This window comes from Roseovarius carneus, from assembly GCF_020141465.1.
Classification (GTDB): Bacteria; Pseudomonadota; Alphaproteobacteria; order Rhodobacterales; family Rhodobacteraceae; genus Roseovarius; species Roseovarius carneus.
Genome location: NZ_JAHSPD010000001.1, coordinates 486,884 through 503,969 on the forward strand (window position 1 = coordinate 486,884; position 17,086 = coordinate 503,969).

General features: G+C 58.0%; 15 protein-coding genes, 2 tRNA genes and 1 pseudogene. 6 read left to right on the top strand and 12 right to left on the bottom strand.

The features are described from left to right. The first annotated feature begins 424 nt into the window (after nucleotides 1–424). The 3 genes from KUD11_RS02455 to KUD11_RS02465 all read left to right on the top strand — a co-directional run bounded on the left by KUD11_RS02455 (nucleotide 425) and on the right by KUD11_RS02465 (nucleotide 2,457). Nucleotides 425–706 (top strand): type II toxin-antitoxin system RelE/ParE family toxin, encoded by a 282-nt coding sequence (locus tag KUD11_RS02455; RefSeq protein WP_109386914.1) that lies wholly within the window; start codon nucleotides 425–427, stop codon nucleotides 704–706. A gap of 12 nt (nucleotides 707–718) precedes the next feature. Further along, nucleotides 719–1,009: a HigA family addiction module antitoxin gene (locus KUD11_RS02460; RefSeq protein WP_109386912.1), complete on the top strand. Its 291-nt coding sequence runs from the start codon at nucleotides 719–721 to the stop codon at nucleotides 1,007–1,009. Between the two features lie 308 nt (nucleotides 1,010–1,317). Then, on the top strand, nucleotides 1,318–2,457 hold the full coding sequence (locus tag KUD11_RS02465; RefSeq protein WP_109386910.1) for a hypothetical protein: 1,140 nt from the start codon (nucleotides 1,318–1,320) through the stop codon (nucleotides 2,455–2,457). Nucleotides 2,458–2,796: 339 nt separating this feature from the next. Here the strand turns inward: KUD11_RS02465 and KUD11_RS02470 are convergent, their stop codons facing one another. From KUD11_RS02470 to KUD11_RS02485, 4 genes are all read right to left on the bottom strand, one after another. After that, nucleotides 2,797–4,326, bottom strand: a complete 1,530-nt coding sequence (locus KUD11_RS02470; protein ID WP_109386908.1) for a relaxase family protein — start codon at nucleotides 4,324–4,326, stop codon at nucleotides 2,797–2,799. Next, entirely contained in the window at nucleotides 4,320–4,748 is a 429-nt protein-coding gene (locus tag KUD11_RS02475; RefSeq protein WP_224380137.1) for a plasmid mobilization protein, read from the bottom strand. The genes KUD11_RS02470 and KUD11_RS02475 overlap by 7 nt, the downstream gene beginning before the upstream one ends. Before the next feature lie 41 nt (nucleotides 4,749–4,789). Continuing rightward, on the bottom strand, nucleotides 4,790–5,635 hold the full coding sequence (locus KUD11_RS02480; protein WP_109386906.1) for a hypothetical protein: 846 nt from the start codon (nucleotides 5,633–5,635) through the stop codon (nucleotides 4,790–4,792). 155 nt (nucleotides 5,636–5,790) lie between these two features. Next, nucleotides 5,791–5,867, bottom strand: a tRNA-Arg gene (locus tag KUD11_RS02485). A gap of 121 nt (nucleotides 5,868–5,988) precedes the next feature. Between KUD11_RS02485 and KUD11_RS02490 the strand changes: the two genes are divergently transcribed. After that, a complete protein-coding gene (locus KUD11_RS02490) occupies nucleotides 5,989–7,014 on the top strand; it encodes a LacI family DNA-binding transcriptional regulator (protein WP_109386904.1) in 1,026 nt (341 codons plus the stop codon). Nucleotides 7,015–7,102: 88 nt separating this feature from the next. Here KUD11_RS02490 and KUD11_RS02495 read toward each other — a convergent pair whose 3' ends face one another. Genes KUD11_RS02495 through petA form a run of 3 tightly spaced genes read right to left on the bottom strand, consistent with a single transcriptional unit; the run spans nucleotide 7,103 to nucleotide 9,902 of the window. Beyond that, a complete protein-coding gene (locus tag KUD11_RS02495; RefSeq protein WP_109386902.1) occupies nucleotides 7,103–7,948 on the bottom strand; it encodes a cytochrome c1 in 846 nt (281 codons plus the stop codon). 14 nt (nucleotides 7,949–7,962) lie between these two features. Further along, complete coding sequence (gene petB, locus KUD11_RS02500; RefSeq protein ID WP_109386900.1) at nucleotides 7,963–9,306, bottom strand: cytochrome b; 1,344 nt, start codon at nucleotides 9,304–9,306, stop codon at nucleotides 7,963–7,965. Between the two features lie 11 nt (nucleotides 9,307–9,317). Then, the gene (petA, locus tag KUD11_RS02505) at nucleotides 9,318–9,902 is read right to left on the bottom strand and encodes a ubiquinol-cytochrome c reductase iron-sulfur subunit (protein ID WP_109386898.1); all 585 of its coding nucleotides are present in this window, start codon (nucleotides 9,900–9,902) and stop codon (nucleotides 9,318–9,320) included. Nucleotides 9,903–10,131: 229 nt separating this feature from the next. Here petA and KUD11_RS02510 point away from each other — a divergent pair, with 229 nt between their 5' ends. Then, a complete protein-coding gene (locus KUD11_RS02510) occupies nucleotides 10,132–10,818 on the top strand; it encodes an outer membrane protein (protein WP_224380138.1) in 687 nt (228 codons plus the stop codon). 60 nt (nucleotides 10,819–10,878) lie between these two features. On the opposite strand, the gene KUD11_RS02515 is transcribed toward KUD11_RS02510, so the two are convergent. From KUD11_RS02515 to dapF, 3 genes are all read right to left on the bottom strand, one after another. After that, nucleotides 10,879–11,481, bottom strand: coding sequence for a glutathione S-transferase (locus KUD11_RS02515; RefSeq protein ID WP_109386894.1), 603 nt, complete (start codon nucleotides 11,479–11,481; stop codon nucleotides 10,879–10,881). Between the two features lie 73 nt (nucleotides 11,482–11,554). After that, on the bottom strand, nucleotides 11,555–12,802 hold the full coding sequence (gene mtaB, locus KUD11_RS02520; protein ID WP_109386892.1) for a tRNA (N(6)-L-threonylcarbamoyladenosine(37)-C(2))-methylthiotransferase MtaB: 1,248 nt from the start codon (nucleotides 12,800–12,802) through the stop codon (nucleotides 11,555–11,557). Next, on the bottom strand, nucleotides 12,799–13,623 hold the full coding sequence (dapF, locus tag KUD11_RS02525; protein WP_224380280.1) for a diaminopimelate epimerase: 825 nt from the start codon (nucleotides 13,621–13,623) through the stop codon (nucleotides 12,799–12,801). Before dapF ends, mtaB begins: the two co-directional genes overlap by 4 nt. A 141-nt stretch (nucleotides 13,624–13,764) precedes the next feature. Here dapF and KUD11_RS02530 point away from each other — a divergent pair. Continuing rightward, nucleotides 13,765–13,840 (top strand) — tRNA-Lys (locus KUD11_RS02530). Nucleotides 13,841–14,155: 315 nt separating this feature from the next. Here KUD11_RS02530 and KUD11_RS02535 read toward each other — a convergent pair. Both KUD11_RS02535 and gyrB read right to left on the bottom strand, forming a co-directional pair. Next, nucleotides 14,156–14,421: pseudogene (locus KUD11_RS02535) on the bottom strand (IS3 family transposase); the annotation flags it as partial. Between the two features lie 218 nt (nucleotides 14,422–14,639). After that, nucleotides 14,640–17,057 (bottom strand): DNA topoisomerase (ATP-hydrolyzing) subunit B, encoded by a 2,418-nt coding sequence (gyrB, locus tag KUD11_RS02540; protein ID WP_109386886.1) that lies wholly within the window; start codon nucleotides 17,055–17,057, stop codon nucleotides 14,640–14,642. Nucleotides 17,058–17,086 lie beyond the last annotated feature (29 nt).

A 17,086-nucleotide genomic window follows, 5' to 3' on the forward strand; every position in this document is an offset into this window, starting at 1 on the left:
GAGAGCCCAAAATCTTTGCATTTGTGCCAGCTTGAGAAATTGAAGCGCCGCGCTTGTAAGCACTGCGTTCAAAGAAGAACCGTATTCTCCCTATCCTTGTCTTGGCCCTCCAAAACCAAGATTGGGAAACTAGCCAAATCTTTAGGCGATCAATCAAAATCTATCCACTTTGCTTTTCATACATACATCATATAGGCAGCATGCCTCGGGATATCGAGAGCCTGCAACTTCGAAAGCCAGTTTGACAGCTGCCTAAATCCGGTCTCGGAAGTGGCTTGCCACAAAGCCTCATTCTAACAGGTCTCACGCGTTCCTCGCGAAATTCGCTGTCTTTACAACTGGGCCTTTTCAACTAAGAAAACTGAGGTGCGCTGGTTATGTATCACATATTGACACAAGTATCATTTAGCGATACATACTTCATATGATCCAAAGCACCAAAGGCAAACCCGCCGCCAATGCCGTAAAAGGAAAGTACGGCAAAGGCTCCCCCGGTGACTTGGTGAAGCGCACGCGGGCGATGCTCTCGGCGCTCGATGCTGCGGTTGTTGTGGAGGATTTACGGTTTCCACCTGGCAACCATTTGGAAGAACTGAAAGGTGATCGGGTTGGGCAACATTCCGTGCGGATCAACGGGCAATGGCGCATCTGCTTTGTCTGGACGCCGAACGGCCCGGCTGATGTCGAGATTGTCGATTACCATTGAGAGGATACACTGATGAGCCTGCTTGAAGACCCAATGCACCCAGGTGAAGTCCTGAAAGAACTGTACCTTGATCCCCTGGACATGGGGGCAATCGCGTTTGCGCGACGTCTGGGCGTGCCTCGGACGCGGATCGAGCGATTGATCAAGGGGACCACAGGGATCACGCCGGATACGGCACTGCGTCTCGCCCGCGTTTTCAATACTACCCCGGCTTATTGGGTAAACTTGCAGACGAATTACGATATGGCGGTAGCAGCCAAAGAAATCGACGTGTCTAACATTGAGCCGCTCCCCGCGGCTTAATGCGTCAGCCCTGCCCGTCCATCTCGAACTCGCGCGCTGCTAGCACGGCCTTAGCACCTCTTCGGTGTCCCCAACTAGACTCAAGCTCTACTTTAAATGCCCGTCCAGTGCGCTTGCGGGCCTCTGCTCTCGGCAAACCATGCCACGCCACGCCTTCGTTGAGGCGATCTGCGAGCGTACGAGCAAGCTCACACTGTCGGCAAGCCAGCCATCGGGAGTTGCCTGCTCAGACGAACATTGCTGTGCAGTTGCGACCGTGCTTTAAGGGTACAAATTCGTAGAATTAACTTATCGAACGAGGCGTGTTGATGTTCTTCTTGTTTGGCCTTTTGGCTGGAACGATTTTGTCAATTGTGTTTGGAATGGTTGTTTTTCATTTGTACGGAAAGCCCAGTCACGGCCCTGAAACCAACTCGATCAAGAAAGTATTCCTGTCGGTTCCATTTTTGTCTCTCCTAATTTTTGCGCTCGTTTGCCTCGCCGTCGCGGTGACTGTTGAACTTCTTTTTCTTACAGGATCGCAGGAAACTTTTGGAAGCTTTTTAACATCACCGAAAACTTGGCTGGCATTCTCAAAAGAGTTGTTTTTTGCGGCTTTCATCGCACTTGTTATTATCATTGTTGTTGAAGTTGCTTCGAACGACGAGCAAGTGGAACTGATGGCTCAATTCAAGGAAAGCCAAGAAAAGCTTGTTCAGGAATCAATTGATAAAGCCCAGGAGAGTGTTTTTGAGGGCGTGTATAAGAACGCCGTAGATCCCGCGATATTTGAAGAGGTTGTAGACTCAATTTTCACAGCCGACTTTATTCGCGAAGAGCATCATAGAAGTATTGTATTGGAGCCAATTGCTAATAGAGATGACATCTTGCTCATGAAAGTCAAGCAGACGTATACCGTCAAAAATGTGACAAAGAATTTAAAGCCCTCAAATCAACGGTTCTATTTGCCCAATACTCACCACGCAGATGGTTTGCTCAATCAATTTACGCGACTAGATATTTTGAGTGAACATGGGGAGAAAAACGTAATTCCAGACACCTATCCGTATGTCAAAGAAGAAACGCCTGAGACCGATCAACACGCCGAAACAACTCCTACATGCGACCCTGAAATTCCAACTGTCGAACTCAGCTCGAGCGGTGCCGAAACGATCTACACGTTCCCCATGGTGAACGTTCAGGGAGGTGGTGTGATCCGGGTTGAGCTTGAGCTTCAACTAATCAAAGATGTGTCTGACAATGAGATTTTGACTTTTTTGTCTCCAACGTTGAGGGGAAGCTTTTCTGTACATAGCTATGTGCCCGACTTGGACATCAAAGCTATTAGTTTGCACCGGGGAGCCCTGACAGAAACGCCAGATGGTGGCGATGACTTCAAGCGTTGGACATTCAGCAGGCCGATGCTACCCTATCAGGGGTATGTGGTAATGTGGTCTAAGGCCTTGTAACAGTTTGTTTCTTATTTTTGGGAGACGCCTAGTTGCGGGTTTCTTAATGTTCTTGTAGTTTGATAGCTCGTAATGAAAACCGCCCTTGATTTTTTGGGCGGGACCCACCATATTTTGTACGTAGGGGCGAGCAATACGTCCCATATAGTGCAGGCAAAGGAGAGAAAATGGCTAAGCAGAATCGCTTCCTTGGTGATGGTGGCACAGCTATCTGATCCATTTCGTAAACCTAAATTGTAAGCGCGGCATAACCTGCCGCGCTTTTGCTTTGTTTGGTGTCGTTTTTTTTGCTTCAGTTGTTTCTGATGAAATGCTGCCAAATGCTTGCTTCGGATAGCATCACAACCCATGCGTCATTCCCCTATCCATCTCGACCTCCCGCTCTTCTAGTTCTGTCTCAGCCTCTCTTCGGCGTCCTTCGCTAAGCTCAAGCTCCTGCTCAACTGCTCGTCCAGCGTCGCGTAGCTCGCTTCCTCGTTCAACAATCCACGCAATGCTTTCATTGATACGGCTTGCGAACGCACCAGCAGCGTCATGCATTGCGCGATACCATCCATCTGGCTCTGCATCTTGGTCGTCGAGCGTTCCTCTAACCCGCTCAATTCCTTTGCTGAGACCTCGCAGGCCGTCACCAACCGCTCGACGCAGGCGAGCAAGTCGCGTTCCAAGGCTGTCAGGGGTGTCGTCATCTAATCCTCCTCGATCTTGATGCATGTCACTGACCTGCCGTCCAGCGTGCAGGTCCTCACGCGCGTCGTCGTCGGGTCCAGCACCAGCCATGTCCCGTCCTCCCTGTCGATCCGCGTCAGGCCCAAATCCGTCAGTTCCGAGCTGGTCAGCAACATCGTCCAAAGCAAGCTCGCGGCCATCATCGAGACGATCCCCACCAAGAACGTCCCCGTGATCAGCCAGGGCGAGATCGTCAGCCAGCTCTTGTTCTGTCGCAGAAAGGTGCGGGTATCGCTCTCGATTGTACGATGCGCGATGGTCGCAATTTTGCTCAAATCGGTCCTGAAGCTCTCCAGCTGGGATGCCATCGAGGCGGCGTAGTCCTGCCGGATCGTGTCCAGTTCCGCGTTCAGCTTCTCGCTCAGCCGCGTCGGCTTGCCAATTTTCATGGAAAATCTCTCCTTTCAAACGCCAGCGCTCGCCGGTGTCAGGGTCTTTGGCTGTGAGGTAAGCTTTGCCGACGCGGGGCAGGTCGAAGCCTGCGTCAGCAAGTGCATCGACCATGCTGGCGCGGTCAGTGATCAAACCGACGCTGATTTGGTCTTGCAGCCACGCATGCAGCTCGTCGCGGCCTTGGGCGCGAGTCGGGGTCTCAATGGTGTCGCGAACCTCTTGGGCGCGCTCCAGCTCCATCGGATCGGCCCAGCCATGGCGCTGGTTCATCACATCGCGCAGGCTGTCGAAGGCTTTCTCATAGCCGGGCGGCGCAATGTTCAGACTCCGGCCCGAGGTCAGCTCCAAGCGCGGCGTGCAGAAATGAAGCTCGACCCGGTCTTCGTGGGTATGTCGGACCCAAAGCACGTCATATTGCGTCGGGTCCAGCCCCGCGAAGGCCAGACGCTCGAACCCGTCCATGACCTCGACCTGCTGTTCCTCGGTCGGGGCATCCTCGGCGGCAAAGCTGATCACGCCTGCGCGGTAGGTCCACTGGTGACGGCTAGCATCGATCAGGGCCTCGGTGCGGTCTGGGTTGCCGCGCAGCACCTTCGGCAAGGGTTCGCGCGTGACGGTCATCGGCTGGCCGTCTGCATCGCGGATCAGGTCGCGGTTGTCGTCGTAGGCCAGCACCTTGTCCGCGACGAGGTAGCCAACCGGACCCGCGCCCGCGCCTTTGCCATTGCGGAAGAACTTGATCAGCATCGGCGCGCGGCCTCGACGATCCGGGCAAGCTGACGCTCGATGGTTAGCAAGCGGCGGGCAACGGTGAGAGCGTCGAGGTCAACGCGGCCCGCCAACATCGCACGGTTCAGCCAGCGGGCGATCTGGTTGAGGTTGCCGCCGATGCGCCCGATGGCCAGCACAAGCGCCGGATCGACACGGGGGACAGGCTTGCGACGGCGGGCCTCAGTGAGGCCCAATGCCTCGCGCAAAAGCGCCGCGGCTGGCAAGCCAGTAGCCTCGGCCTTGGCGCGCAGCTCGGCCTTCTCTGCCGCTGTGCACCGAAAGACGAATGTCTCGGTCAGCGGCTCTTTGGTGCGGGGTTTGCCCGCGCCGGTGGGGTTCGAAGGGGAGGCTTGCCGCCCCTCGCAAGGTCCCGTGTCAGCAGCGCCAGCGTATGACATGGGTCGCCTTGCTGTTTGCTCTTCGGTCGGATCGGTTGCGGTCATGATCTGAGGCCTGCGGCTTGGATTTGGGCCTGTGTCACCAGCTTTGAGGCAAGTATTCCGTCGATCTGCTTGGCCGTGATGTGCTTGCACATCGGGCTGCGATCATTGATCCAGCAGGCCAGCCGCGTATGGTGATCCGCCCGCAATGCTGCCGTCTTCTCTCGGTCTTCTGCCTGCCGCTCGACATAGGCCTTCCAGCGCCGCGACTGAAACCAGTTGTCGGAAAAGCAAACCTTGGAACGGGTGAAACCAGTGCTGTCGGTGGCGTAGGTTTGCACGGCCTGAAGCAAGTCTTCCGGTGCAATCCCTTCCTTCATGGCCTCTTCGATCTGGGCAAGGCAGGCCGCCTCGCCTCGCAATCGGTCCGGTGGATAGGCTGCCAAAATCTTCTCAGCCTCCCCCGCCTCGCGCTTGCGCGAAGGTGGTTTATGGATGGTTTTAGGATGGTTTGGGGGCCGTGGTGGCCCCGGTACCCCGGCCACAGTGGCCCCCGTACCGGGGCCAGACTGGACGGGGGCCACTGTGGACCCCATCTCAATTTCGGGCTCTGCGGTGGGTTCCAGCGCCTCAACCGTCGCCAGATCGATCCGGTAGACAACGGTGAAGCCGTTCTTGCAGGTGCGTACACCGGTCTCGACCAAGATGCCTTCCCTCAAGAACTCGCGCACGGTTCGCTTAACGGTGGTCTCGCCAAGCTCGGTATGCCGCTGGATCGTCCCCTTCGAACACCAGATGCCTGAGCCATCGTCGCTCGCCTTGTCGGCCAAGAACATGATGATCTGCTTGCGGGTGGCGCTGCCGAACTTGCGTTCCGCGCATGTGTTTGCAACCCGCCAGCTCATTGGAAGGCCCCAAAAGGCGCAAAGACGTGCGAATTTTGTACAGGTTTTGTACGAGAATTCCGCCGTTTCAGCAGAATTCGGCGCGAAAGCTCACGGGACTTTCTGCACGCTCCTGCACAAAGCCCTGTAAATAAGTCATATTTTTCAGGTGTTTTTGGCGACCCCGGCAGGATTCGAACCTGCAACCTGCCCCTTAGGAGGGGGCTGCTCTATCCAGTTGAGCCACGGGACCGTTGATCGTTGAATAGCGCGATATTTGGCGATTGTCATGAGGTCAGTTTGGCCGATTGGGCTTGCTAGGGTGTGAATGTTGGCGATAACATCTGCCCAACCCTAACCACAGGACACTCGCTTTGACACAATCCGACACCCGCCCGCTGACGCTGCGCGATGTATCTGAGGCCTCCGGCGTGTCCGAGATGACGGTCAGCCGCGTTTTGCGTAACCGTGGAGACGTGTCTGACGCCACCCGGCAAAAGGTTTTGGCGAGCGCCAAGGAGCTTGGCTATGTGCCCAACAAGATCGCGGGCGCGCTGGCATCGAGCCGGGTGAACCTTGTCGCCGTAGTGATCCCGTCAATGTCCAATCTGGTGTTTCCAGAAGTGATGACCGGGATCAGCCAAGTGCTGGAGGAGACCGAGCTGCAACCGGTCGTGGGGCTGACGGATTACACCCGTGAGAAGGAAGAAAAGGTTCTCTACGAGATGCTCAGTTGGCGCCCCTCGGGTGTGATTATTGCCGGGCTGGAACATTCGGAGGCCAGTCGGGCCATGCTGCGCGCGTCGGGTATCCCGGTGGTGGAGATCATGGATGTCGATGGTACGCCGGTCGATTCCGTTGTGGGCATTTCACACCGCCGCGCGGGTGAGCAAATGGCCGCCGCGATCCTCAAGGCCGGGTATCAGCGCATAGGCTTTATGGGTACGTCGATGCCGCGCGATCACCGAGCGCGCAAACGGTTCGAAGGATTCACCGGTGCACTGGCCAAAGCCGGGGTCGAGATCGTGGACAGCGCTTTTTACGAGGGCCGCTCGGCCTTTGTGAAGGGGCGGGAGATGACGAAAGAAATCCTTGAGCGCGACCCGGAGCTTGATTTCCTGTATTATTCCAACGACATGATTGGCGCGGGTGGGCTGCTTTGGCTTTGGGAGCAGGGCTATGACATCCCCGGCCGGATCGGCCTTGCGGGGTTCAACGGGCTGAACCTTTTGAAGGGTCTGCCCAAGGAGCTGGCGTCGATGGATGCGTGTCGTCAGGAGATTGGCAGGCAGGCGGCAGAGATCATCGTCAACCGTTTAAAGGACGGCGCGGACCAAGCCCCCGTGCGGATCGCGCTTGAGCCGACGATCAGCTACGGCGATACACTGCGACGACCCTGAGACGACATGAGGGCCCTAACAAGCAAAAAACCCCCGTGCAGAAGACTCTGCGCGGGGGTTTTTCTTTTAGCTTTGCCTGAAGACGGGATCAGCTGTTTTTCTTACCTTTGATCGGCGCCCAAAGACGCTTGTTCGTGAGGTAGAGCAGGACCGACAGGATGGTCAGGAAGATGACGCCGGTAAAGCCCGCGTTCTTGCGCTGCATCATCTTTGGCTCAGCCGTCCACATCAGGAAGGCCGCCACGTCTTCTGCCACGCTTTCCAGATCGTTGGGCGCGCCATCATCGTAATCCACATCCTCACCCCAGAGCGGGGGAGCCATGGAGATCCAGCTGCCTTTGACAGTCTTGTGACCATTCTCGTCCTTGCAGCTTTCGGGATATCCGCCATTGGCGAAGGTTGCGTTGTAATCTCCGGGGAAATCCTCGGGCGCACAGGCCGGTGGATCCTCGTAATTCACGAGCAGAGAGTAGATATACTCGGCCCCGCCGATGCCATTGACGAACTGGTTGATGCCCAACCCGTATGGGCCGCTGAAGCCTGCACGCTTTTTCGCCATCAAAGACAGATCGGGCGCGTTTTCCAGCATCGATTCGGGGAAGTGATCCGTAGGGCGTGCGGGGCGGAAGTCGTCAATCTCGGGATCGAAAACCTCGTAAAGCTCCGCATAAGCCCGGACCTGATCCTCGGGAAGCTCAAGGCCGCCCTTGTCGTGCAATGTACGGATCGGAACGTGCTTCAGGCCGTGGCAGGAGGCGCAAACCTCCGTGTAGACCTTCAGGCCGCGTTGCAGCTGGATTGGATCATACTTGCCGAAAGGACCGTCGAACGTGAAGTCGACGTTTTCGACGTTATATGCCGCGCCAGCAGCCAGCACCGGCCCGGCCGAAAGGGCCAGGGCGGTGACGGCGGCAGTGCCTAGTTTCTTCAACATGTGCTTTGGTCCTCTCATTCTGCCGGGCTGGCGGCAGATTGCGCACCGCCGGATTTGGCAGGGTAATGGGACACGAAGTCCTCTTCGATGGTCTCTGGTTGTGCCAGCGGTTTCTCTATCACGCCCAAGAGAGGCAGGATCACGAGGAAGTAGGCAAACCAGTAGGTCGAGGCGATGAGCGAGATGGTGTTATACGGCTCTTCCGCGGGCATAGCACCCACCCACATGAGGACAAAGAAGTCCACCACGAGTATCCAGAACCACCACTTGAACATCGGGCGATACCGACCAGAGCGCACCGAGGATGTATCCAGCCACGGGGCAAGAGCCATCACGGCAATCGCACCGAACATCGCCAGAACCCCGAAGAACTTCGCATCAATGATGCCACCGGTGATGAAGCCTGCGAATTGCACGACCCACACTTCGTCGGTGAAGGCCCGCAGGATCGCGTAGAAGGGCAGGAAATACCATTCAGGCACGATATGTGCAGGCGTCGCCAGCGCGTTCGCCTCAATGTAGTTATCGGGGTGGCCCAGATAGTTGGGCATGAACCCGACCACCGCGAAGAAGACCGCGAGGATGACCGCAAGCGCGAAGAGATCCTTGATCACGAAGTAGGGCCAGAAAGGAACGGTGTCCTTTTCCGCTTCGGCTTTCGATGTGCGACGCACTTCGACACCGGTGGGGTTGTTGTTCCCGGTGGTGTGGAAGGCCCAGATATGCACGGCAACCAATGCTGCAATCACGAAGGGCAGCAGGTAATGCAGGCTGAAGAAGCGGTTCAGCGTCGCGTTGTCCACAGCGGGTCCGCCCAGAAGCCATGTCTGGATGCCCTCACCGATGAAGGGGATCGCGCCAAAGAGACCTGTGATGACGGTCGCACCCCAGAAGGACATCTGACCCCAGGGAAGAACATAGCCCATGAAGGCCGTACCCATCATCAGAAGATAGATGAGCATGCCGATGATCCATGTGATCTCGCGCGGGGATTTGTAAGAGCCGTAATACAGACCCCGGAAGATATGCGCGTAGACAGCCACAAAGAAGAGCGACGCGCCGTTCTGATGAAGATACCGCAGGAAATGCCCACCATTCACGTTGCGCATGATGTGCTCAACCGAGGCGAACGCATGATCGACATGCGGAGTATAGTGCATCGCCAGAACAACGCCGGTGATGATTTGAAGTGCCAGACAGAAGGTCAGGACGATGCCCCAGATCCACATCCAGTTGAGGTTCTTGGGCGTGGGCAACATCAGTGTGTCATATGCCAAGCCGGCGATCGGAAGGCGGCGGTGCAGCCACTTTTCGCCGCCCGACTTTGGCTCGTAAGAATCGTGTGGAATTCCACCCATTATTTCTGTCCTTATCCCAATTTGATCGTCGTCGCGTCGACGAATACGGCCGGGGGAACCGGCAGGTTTTCGGGGGCGGGACCTTTTCGAATCCGCCCTGCTGTATCGTAGTGCGATCCGTGGCAAGGGCAAAACCATCCGCCAAACTCGCCGGCACCATCACCCAGCGGGACACAGCCGAAATGCGTGCAAACGCCCATCATGACAAGCCATTCTTCCGCACCATCCTCGGATCCCTCGGCGGGCACCATTGTGCGGTTGATGTCCTCAGCCGACATGCCCTCTTCAAGATTGGCGTTGCGCGCAAAGGGATCTGGCAGCGTCGAAATGTCGACCGCGTTCGCGTCATCGATCTCCGCTTGTGTACGGCGGCGGATGAAGACGGGCTTGCCCAGCCATTTCACAGCGATCTGCGTGCCGGGCTCTACACCGCTGATATCAACGCGGATTGAGCTCAAGGCCTGAACATCGGCGGATGGGTTCATCTGATTCACGAGGGGCCAAACAGCCGCCCCGGTTGCTACGGCGCCTGCGCCGGCGGTGGCATAATAGAGGAAATCCCTCCGGGTGCCTTCGTTGTCATCTGCGTGGGACACGAGGTTTACTCCATTTAACTGGGGCCATCTTTGACCCTGGTCGCAATTGATTCCGAGCCCGCATTACAACCGGGTCTCTAACAGACGGTTATTTAGCGGGGGTTTTGTGGTGCGTCCAGTCAACAATGCAGAACTTGTGATCAGAGCGCGCATCTGTCGCGCTTGAGCCGAGGCCGGGTCGGGTGTATGCACCTGACAACACGTGCACCAAGACGAAAGAGCTCCTGATATGCTGAAATACTTGAAAATAGCGGCCGCAGCCCTCCTGATGAGCGCCGCACCTGCCGTCGCCGAGATCGAACTGAGCCTCTATCTCGGCGTCCAGAGCGTGGATGAGAGCCGCGCGTCGGGCACGCTTCCGGGCGGTGCGGCCTTCAGCCGCAATGTCGCTTGGGACGGCAATCCTCTGGAGAATCCCTATTATTACGGGGGGCGGATCACATGGTGGACGCAAAACAACCTCGGTTTCGGTGTGGAGGGTACACATGCCAATGCCTACGCCCCCGCAGCTGCGCGTGCGGCCATCGGTGTGGACCGGCTTGAGCTTTCCGACGGACACAACATCATCACCGCCAACGTGATGAAGCGCTGGCCCGAGGCCTTCGGTGCCCCCCGATGGACGCCTTATGTGGGCGGCGGTCTTGGTATCGCAATGCCGCATGTGGATATTCAGGTTACTGGCGCTGGCGGGCGGACATTTGATTATGAGCAGACCGGCCTCGCGCTGCGTGGTATCGCGGGTATGAAATACGCATTGAACGACCGCTGGTCGCTCTTTGGGGAGTATCAGGCCACGTGGTCAGACAATGACATCACCATCGACGCAGACCCCACTGTGCCCGGTCAGACGGATGGCAAGCTGCGAACCGAGCTTTTCACCCACGCGGTCAATATCGGCATCAGCTACAATTTCTGAGCCTTATCTCACGAAAAGCTTTGAAAGGCGCCCTTATCCGGGGCGCCTTTTTTGCGGCTCTCACTCAGGCCGGGTGGCTTCCATGCTGGCTCGCTTTGAGAAAACGCCATGCCACGCCGCCAGTTGCGGACGCACGCCGCGCCATTCCCGCTCCACATGGCGGAAATCCAGATAGCCAAGCGCACATGCCACGGCGATCTGCCCCATATCGAGCGGGCCTGCCAGATGGCTCATCCAGCGCGCCTCCAGAGCATCAAGGCTGCGCTCCACCTTGGTCCATTGCGCCTCAATCCAGACGTCATAGTGCAGTTCTTCTGGCCGCACGCGCCCCTCGTAAACCATCAAGATTGCCGCATCCATGATCCCGTCCGCCGTCGCCTCAAGCGTCAGCGTCTCCCATATCCGTGCCTCGGGGTAGAGCACACCGCCCACTTGGGCATCGAGATAGCGGCAGATCACCCGGCTATCGTAAAGCGCCGGGCCACCCTCGCGGATCAGCGCGGGGATTTTGCCCACCGGGTTTGTCGCGGCAAGGTCGGCGGGCGTGGCTACCGGTGAGGCCGCAACCATCTGCACCTCAACCGTTTCCAGCTGTCCGGTCTCATGCAGCAAGGCCATGACCTTGCGGCCAAAGGGCGATGGGGCGGCGGTGAGAAGTTTCATGATAGGCGCTCCTTTTAGGCTACCCAAAGCCTAGGCGTGGGCCTGCGCGCTGTCCAGCAGCACGCCGCGCGCCTCAGACCGCGATCAGCTGCGCGCCGTCGGTCCCGGTGACGCGGGCAGACACGATCTGGCCTTCGGGCTTCGGCGCGGTGAAGCTTACTTCGGTGAACTGTTCGGTGCGCCCCATATGCGGGTTTTCCATCAGCACTTTGTGCTCGGCACCAATCTGTGCGGCAAGATGCCGTGTGACCTGCTCGGCGCCAAGCGCCCTGAGCCGCGCTGCCCGCTCCTTGATCGCGGGGCCATGCACTTGCGGCATCCGCGCGGCGGGGGTTCCGGGGCGCGGGCTATAGGGAAAGACGTGCAGCCATGTCAGCCCACAGTCCTCGACAAGCGCCAGCGAGTTCTCGAACTGCGTCTCTGTCTCGGTCGGAAACCCTGCAATGATATCCGCGCCAAAGGTCATGTCGGGGCGCAGCGCGCGCGCGTCTTGCGCAAAGCGGATCGCGTCATCGCGTAGATGCCGCCGTTTCATCCGTTTGAGGATCAGATCATCACCATGCTGAAGGCTGAGATGCAGATGCGGCATCAGGCGCGGCTCGGTCGCGATGGCCTGCATCAGGTTTTCGTCCACCTCGATCGAATCAATCGAGCTGATCCGCAAGCGTGGCACATCCGTGAGCTTGAGGATACGCATCACCAGATCGCCCAAGCGCGGCTCCGATGGCAGATCTGCCCCCCATGAGGTCAGATCCACCCCCGTCAGCACCACCTCATTATAGCCGCGCTGCACCAGCCGCTTGATCTGGTCCACCACGACGCCCGCCGGAACCGACCGCGAATTGCCGCGACCGTAGGGAATGATGCAAAACGTGCAGCGATGATCGCAGCCGTTCTGGACCTGAACATAGGCCCGGCTGCGCGTGCCAAAGCCGTCAATCAGGTGCCCGGCGGTCTCGGTCACGGACATGATATCATCGACCTGCACAGGCTCGGTCCCGAAATCGCCGGCGAGACCCGCCCATGTGGCGGGCTGCATCTTCTCGGTATTGCCGATCACGGCATCCACCTCGTCCATCGCAGCGAATGTCTCGGGCTCAGTCTGGGCCGCACAGCCCGTCACAATGAGACGCGCACCGGGATGGGCGCGGCGCAGTTTGCGGATTTCCTGCCGGGCCTTGCGCACCGCCTCGGCGGTCACGGCGCAAGTGTTGATCACCACGGCGTTCTCCAGCCCCGCTTGCGCGCTCAGCTCCTTCATCGCCTCGGTCTCATAAGCATTAAGGCGGCAGCCGTGGTTTGCAAAGACAGGCGCACTCATGTCAGGCTCTCCATGAACGCCCGCGTGAGCGTACCCGAGGCCACATGCATCGTCGGCCCGGTCATCCAGACGCCATCCTCGCGCCACTCCACCTGCAACGTGCCGCCATCGAGATCAATCCGCACAGCACGGCCCGTCAGGCCCCTGCGCACGGCCGCCACAGCCACGGCGCAAGACGATGAGCCTGACGCCAAGGTAACCCCCACGCCCCGCTCCCACACCCGCATCCTGAGGTGGTCAGGGCCGATGACGCTCGCCACCTGCACATTGGTGCGCTCAGGGTAAAGTGGATGATGCCCATAACGCGGACCAAATGTCTCAAGCGGAATGGCCTCGGCATCATCGACGAAAAACGTGCAATGCGGGTTGCCCATGCCCGTGGCCACCGGCGCGCCCTCAATAGGAAGCTCAAGCGTATCCATCGCCTCGGCCAGCGGAATGTCGCGCCACTCAAGCTGCGGCTGGCCCATATTTACGGATGTAAGCCCCCCACCTGCATCACGCGCAAAGAGATCGCCCCGCGCGGTGGTCAGGTGCAGCGCGTCTCGCCCGCTCTCGTCCATAAGATAGCGCGCGATACAGCGCGTGGCATTTCCACAAGCGGCAGAGGTGCTGCCATCGCTGTTGTAAAACGTCAGATGGGCGTCCGCCGCGCCATCCGTGATGACCGCAAGTTGGTCAAATCCGATGCCCCGGTGCCGGTCGCCCAAGGCGCGCGCCAAAGACGCACTTACCTCCAGCGCCTGTGCATGCGTATCCAGCACGCGCCCTTTGCGCGCGTCCAGCACGACAAAGTCGTTGCCCAGCCCATGCATCTTCATGAAAGGCCATTCTATATCGCGCACATCCACCATCCTCGCGCATATAGACGGGGTGCCGGGACGAATCCAGCATCCTCGCCCAATATAACTCAAATCAGGGGTTGACCCTCCCCGGCTCTCTTTCTAGATACCCGGTCTAGTGGGCCCTTAGCTCAGTTGGTAGAGCAACTGACTTTTAATCAGTAGGTCGTTGGTTCGAACCCAACAGGGCTCACCACTTTTCCATATAAATCATTAACTTACGCACCGAACGCGATATCGAAAACTATCTGTTAGCGGTTGCCAGAAGCTATACGGAAGCACGCGCGCCCGTAATTTCTTCGGCTCACGGTGCGGCGGTCAAGTCACACCCCTGAGTCGGGTGAGCGATATCTTGGAATAGTTCTGCGCCGAGCTCGGCCTCGGAGCTAGAAAAACGACTGCTAAACCTGCACCCCTCATATAGGCACTTCCAGCCATGGCTGCCGTTCACCTCGTGGCCCCCTGATGCCGCGAAGCTACCGTCAAAGCAAACTGAGGTACGCCTAGCTTCCTATACGCCGGCCTCGTTCATTTTCTCTTGTTCTGTTTCCCAGTCACCCGGTGGCAGCATGCCGTTGTTGGGTGCTTGCGGGTTGGGTTATAAAATATCTCGATGTAGTCCAACACATCCTGCCTTGCCGCATCGCGTGTGATGTATGTTCGCGGCCTGATGGGGTCGCGCTTCAACAGGTGGAAGAAACTCTCGGGCACAGCATTGTCATGGCAATTTCCATGCCTACTCATACTGGCGTCCAGATTGTGTTTGCCAAGGAGTGATTACCACTCTTCGCCAGTGAAATGGGCGGACTCAAACGGTCATCGCAACGCTCAGCCTGCCCCCTGCCGACAACGAGCGTATCAATGATCTCAACCGACATGGGTATATCCTCCGCAGAAATTTGGTGTTCCGCGAGACTATACTTCAGCCCCAAGAGGCTTCAAACAACGCAATATTTAAGCAGTGATTGCGCACAGATTAACGCAGGACAACCCCCTCAAAAGTCGAGGTTTTCCACGTTAAGCGCATTCTTTTGAATGAACTCGCGACGCGGCTCGACCACGTCCCCCATCAGCTTGGTAAAGAGATCATCGGCCTCGGCCACATCATCCACCTGCACCTGCAAAAGCGTGCGCGCGTCAGGGTCCAGCGTGGTCTCCCAAAGCTGGCTTGGGTTCATCTCGCCCAGACCTTTATAGCGTTGCAGCGTCAGTCCCTTTTCACCCTCTTTGAGGATCGCATCAAGCAGATCCAAAGGCCCAAAAATATCCTGCGTCCGGTCCTTGCGGACCAGCTTGGCCGGGTGGCTATACGTGTCACGCAGGCCCGTCGTCAGCTGCCCCAAACGCCGCGCATCGCCCGAGCGCAAAACCGGCCCGTCAAGCGTGCGGACCTCCTCCACACCCCGCACGACACGCGTCAGGCGCATCCCCTTGTCCTGCGTTGGACGCCCCTGCCAACCGCGCTCATATTCGACCGCGATCAGGTCCAGCCGCTTGGCAACCGCATTGGCCACGCCTTGCAGATCGGCGTCCACCTTGCCCGTGGCAAAGGCCTCGGCAATCGCCGCCTGCTCTACAATATGGCGCGGGTAATGCGTTGGAAACGCTTCGAGAATACGCTTAGCTTGCCGAGCGGCCTCAACGACCCGCACAAGGTCCGCCCCGATAATCTCCTCACCGGATTCAAGCCGCAAGACGGCATCATCCGTGCCTTGCGCGATCAGGTAATCCTCAAGGCTTGGCTGATCTTTGAGGTAGACTTCCGAGCGCCCCCGCATCACCTTAAAGAGCGGCGGTTGCGCGATATAAAGATAGCCACCCTCGATCAATTCAGGCATCTGGCGGTAGAAAAACGTGAGCAGAAGGGTGCGAATATGCGCGCCATCCACATCCGCATCCGTCATCAGAACAATCTTGTGATAGCGCAACTTTTCGATGTTGAACTCATCACGCCCGATCCCGGTGCCAAGCGCCATGACCAGATTGCCAATCTCCTGAGAGCCGAGCATCCGGTCAAACCGCGCCCGCTCCACATTCAGGATCTTGCCCTTGAGCGGCAGGATCGCCTGCGTCCCCCGATCCCGACCCGTCTGGGCAGAGCCGCCGGCACTGTCCCCCTCCACGATGAAAAGCTCCGTCTTCGACGGGTCCTTTTCCGAGCAATCCTTGAGCTTTCCAGCAAGGTAATTCACATCCATTGCCGATTTGCGCCGCGTCAGCTCGCGCGCCTTGCGCGCCGCCTCGCGGGCCATGGCGGCCTCGACAATCTTGGTGGTGATGACCTTGGCCTGCGCGGGGTTCTCCTCGAACCACTCGGCGAGCTTTTCGTTCACCAGCCCCTCAACCGCCGGGCGCACCTCGGATGACACAAGCTTGTCCTTGGTCTGGCTGGAAAACTTTGGGTCAGGCACTTTGACCGACAAAACGCACGTGAGCCCCTCGCGCGCATCATCCCCAGTAAAGCTCACCTTTTCCTTCTTCGCAATGCCGGAGCTTTGCGCATAATTGTTGATCGTCCGCGTCAGCGCCCCGCGAAAGCCCGCCATATGCGTGCCGCCATCGCGCTGCGGGATGTTGTTGGTAAAGGGCAGGACGGTCTCATGATAGCTGTCATTCCACCACATCGCGACCTCGACACCGATGTCGTCCCTGTCACCCGCGATGAAAATCGGCTCAGGCAGCATGGCGGATTTGTTGCGATCGAGATATTTGACGAATTCCTTCACGCCGCCCTCATAATGCAGCTCGGTTTGCAAAGGCTCCTCGGGCCGCTCATCGCGCAGGAGAATCCGCACGCCTGAGTTGAGAAACGCAAGCTCGCGCAGCCGCTTTTCCAGCGTCTCGAAGCTGTAGCCAAGGTTGGAAAACGTCTCCAGCGAGGCCAGAAACCGCACCTCGGTCCCCTTGCGCCCATTCGCATCGCCCACGATCTTGAGGTGCTCGGTAGTGTAGCCCCCTTCAAACCGCGCGACATGCTCTTTGCCATTGCGCCATACGCGCAGCTCCAGCCAATCACTGAGCGCGTTCACGACCGACACACCAACCCCGTGCAAACCGCCCGAAACCTTGTAGGAATTGCTGTCGAATTTACCGCCCGCATGAAGCTGGGTCATGATAACCTCGGCGGCTGAAACCCCCTCTTCCTCATGGTGATCCACGGGCACACCGCGCCCATTATCGCTGACAGAGACCGACGAATCCCCGTGGATTGTCACGACCACACGGTCCGCATGCCCAGCCAACGCTTCGTCGATGCCGTTATCGACCACCTCATAGACCATGTGGTGCAGGCCGCTGCCATCATCCGTGTCCCCGATATACATGCCGGGACGCTTACGGACAGCCTCCAAGCCCTTGAGAACCTTAATAGAATCAGCACCGTATTCTTCGGGTGCGTTGGCTGCCTCAGACATGCGAATTATCCTTCGTCATTTTGTCTGGT